Consider the following 3,180-nt stretch of genomic DNA (forward strand, 5'->3'; position numbering starts at 1 on the left):
GTGCGGGCGGGGACGGGGTGCGGGCGGGGACGGGGACGGGGAACGGGCGGGGTCAGCGCGGCAGGGCGAGGCGGACGGTGCCGGAGGCGTGGTCGCCGAGACTGACCTTGCCCCGCACCTCGACCGTGAACTCGCCGTCCCCGTGGCCGACGACGCCGCCGGTGAAGGTCAGCGTGTCCCCCGCGTAGGCGGGGACGCCGAGCCTGACCTTGATCCCGCGGACCAGCGCCTCGGGTCCGGCCCAGTCGGTGACGTAGCGCTCGACGAGCCCCATCGTGGTCAGGATGTTGAGGAAGACGTCCTTGCCGCCCTGGGCGCGGGCGCTCGCCGGGTCGTGGTGCACCGGCGTGAGGTCCATCGTCGCCAGCGCGGTCGAGACGACCGTCGTCGGGGTCAGTTCCAGGGACAGCTCGGGCAGGACGACCCCGACCTCGACCTCGCCCTCGGTCAGTGTCCTCCGCATCACGGCTCCCGGGGAGTCCACACGGGCAGGACGAGCTCGTCGTCCATCCGGCGGTACGTCACGCGCACCGGCATGCCGATGCGCACCTCCGAGACGGGGCAGTCCACCACGTTGCCCACCATCCGCACTCCTTCCGGCAGCTGGACCACGGCGACCGCGAAGGGCGCCTCCCGCCCGGGGACCGGGGGGTGATGGTGCACGACGTGGCTGTAGACCTCTCCATCGCCGCCCGCGACCGTGTAGGTCCGGGCGGTCGAGCGACACGAGGGGCAGACCGGTCCGGGCGGGTGCCGCAATCCGCCGCAGTCGGCGCACCGCTGGATCCGGAGCTCGCCCGCGGCCACACCCTCCCAGAAGAACTCCGTGTCCTCGTTGACGGCGGGCCTCAGCGGGTAAGGCTTCCGCTCCCCGGGTGGGGTCTCCCTCTTCCCGGGGCGGAATTTCAACACCCGGAAGAGCATCTCGGCGACGGCCTCTCCTACGGGCCCGGCGGACCCGGCGCGCCCCGCGGCCTCGGTACGCCCTGCGGCCTCGGTGGCGTCGGCCGGTCCCTCGGAGTACCAGGTGACGTTCCAGGTGACGAAGTAGCCCTCGCCCAGCGCCGTCCGTTTCGGCCCGGACAGCGCGGACAGCCGGGTGGCCGGGACCAGCCGCTCCCCGGGACGCACATAGCGGTGGTGGGTCTGCTCGCAGTCGGTGGCGACCACGCCGGTGTAGCCCCCGCCGTCGAGCAGGCCCAGCACGTCCTCGACCGGGGTGGCCGCCCGCGGCGCTCCCCCGCCCCGGCCGGCATCGTCCAGACCTGGATCATCGCCGGGGGCGCCACGATCCCGCCGTGCACGCTCGCGGCGGCCGCCCCGGCGTCGGTGTAGACCGGGTTGGCGTCACCCATGGCCTCCGCCCACCGCCGGATCATCGGGACGTTCACCGGATCCGCCGCGGGGCTCCCCCGTACCTCGCCGGCCGCGATCCGCTCGCCGGCGAGCCTCGTCAGCCGCTCATGCAGGGCCGCGTCCTGCGCCGCCTTCTCCGCCGTGGCCTTCACAGCCTTCTCCCCCGCGTCCTGCGCCGCGTTCTCCACCGCGCTCACCGGGGCGGCCTCGGCAGGCCCAGCCCGAGCATCGCGATCAGCTCGCGCTGCACCTCGTTGACGCCGCCGCCGAAGGTCAGCACCAGCGCGCCCTTGGCCAGGCGGTCGAGCCGGTCGGCGAACTCCGCCGTCTCCGGGTCCGACAGGTCCCCGAAGCGGGCCAGGACGTCGCCGAGGAGGCGACCGGCCTCCTGCATGGCCTCCGAGGCGTAGATCTTGGTGGCGGAGGCGTCCGGGGCGCCCAGCCAGCCTCGGTCCATGCCCGCCGCGACCTGCCAGTTGAGCAGCTCGTTGGTGCGGAAGAGCACGTGGAGGCGGCCGAGCGCGCGGCGCACCGCGGGTTCACCGTCCAGCCCCGCGCCCCGCGCCCAGTCCAGGAACCGGTCGTGGAGGCGGCCGAGGTTGCCCGCCGGGCCGAGCGTGACCCGCTCGTGGTTGAGCTGGTCGACGATCAGGTCCCAGCCCCGGTTCACCTCCCCCACCACCATGTCAACCGGCACGCGCACCCCGGAGTAGTAGGTGGCGTTGGTGTGGTGCCGCCCGTCCATGGTGACGATCGGCGTCCAGGAGAAACCGGGGTCGGCGCAGTCGACGATCATCATCGTGATGCCGCGGTGCCGCTTGGCCGCCGGATCGGTACGGGCGGCCAGCCAGATGTGGTGCGCGTAGTGGGCGCCCGAGGTGAACGTCTTCTGCCCGTCGACCACGTAGTGGTCGCCGTCGAGGACCGCCGTGGTGCGCAGGGACGCCAGGTCGGTGCCCGCCTCGGGTTCGCTGTAGCCGATCGCGAAGTGGCACTCCCCGGCCAGGATGCGCGGGAGGAAGAAGTCCTTCTGCGCGGGCGTGCCGTGCTGCATGAGGGTCGGTCCCACGGTCTGCACGGTGATGAGCGGGTAGGGCACCTCGGCGCGCGCGATCTCGTTGGCGAAGATCTGCTGCTCCAGCGGGCCGTACCCGCCGCCGCCGTACTCCTTCGGCCAGCCGAGGCCGAGCCTGCCGTCGCGGCCGAGACGCCGGCAGTGCTCCATGTAGGCGTCGCCGAACGGGTCGGCGGCGATCTTCGCGCGCTCCTCGGCGGTCAGGCAGCCCTGGAAGTACTCGCGCAGCTCGTCGCGGAGCCGCTTCTGCTCCGCGGTCAGGTCGATCATCATCCGGTGAGCGCTCCGATCCGGTCGAGCCGGGCCTCCGCCCCGCCCAGCAGGTGGGCCTGGTGCCTGGCCCAGGCGAAGTAGCGGTGCAGCGGGTAGGTCACGTCCAGCCCGATCCCGCCGTGCAGGTGCTGGCAGGTGTACAGGGCCTGCAGCGCGGGGCCGGCCGCGGTGAACGCGCCCACGTCCAGGTCGGCCTCGGCCTCCTCGGGCGGCCCCTCCGCCAGCCGCCAGACCGCCGACCAGAGGGCCACGTCCAAGGCCCTTCCGGCGATGTAGACGTCGGCGATCTGCACGGTCACCGCCTGGAACTCGGCCAGCGCCCGGCCGAACTGCCTGCGTGTCCCGATGTAGCCGGTGGTCAGCGCCAGGGCTCCGGCCAGCACGCCGGAGGCGGTGGCGACGGCCCCCGCGTCGGCCAGGCGGCGCAGGCCCCGCAGCGCCTCCCCGCCCCCTCCCCGGCCGGGCCGACCGGTCGG

4 protein-coding genes and 1 pseudogene are annotated in these 3,180 nt (G+C 73.9%); all 5 read right to left on the minus strand.

Translation table 11 applies throughout. The features are described from left to right. Positions 1–52: 52 nt before the first annotated feature. The gene (locus ACWJ6R_RS33100; protein ID WP_449065994.1) at positions 53–463 is read right to left on the minus strand and encodes a MaoC/PaaZ C-terminal domain-containing protein; all 411 of its coding nucleotides are present in this window, start codon (positions 461–463) and stop codon (positions 53–55) included. After that, the gene (locus tag ACWJ6R_RS33105) at positions 463–1,206 is read right to left on the minus strand and encodes a Zn-ribbon domain-containing OB-fold protein (protein WP_449065995.1); all 744 of its coding nucleotides are present in this window, start codon (positions 1,204–1,206) and stop codon (positions 463–465) included. Before ACWJ6R_RS33105 ends, ACWJ6R_RS33100 begins: the two co-directional genes overlap by 1 nt. A gap of 101 nt (positions 1,207–1,307) precedes the next feature. Further along, a pseudogene (locus tag ACWJ6R_RS33110) lies at positions 1,308–1,379 on the minus strand (hypothetical protein); the annotation flags it as partial. Positions 1,380–1,549: 170 nt separating this feature from the next. After that, positions 1,550–2,704: an acyl-CoA dehydrogenase family protein gene (locus ACWJ6R_RS33115; RefSeq protein ID WP_449065996.1), complete on the minus strand. Its 1,155-nt coding sequence runs from the start codon at positions 2,702–2,704 to the stop codon at positions 1,550–1,552. After that, positions 2,701–3,180, minus strand: a 480-nt coding sequence (locus ACWJ6R_RS33120; protein ID WP_449065997.1) for an acyl-CoA dehydrogenase family protein, incomplete at its 5' end; no start/stop codon positions are given. The genes ACWJ6R_RS33115 and ACWJ6R_RS33120, both read right to left, overlap by 4 nt.

It is taken from the genome of Planomonospora algeriensis (assembly GCF_977012225.1).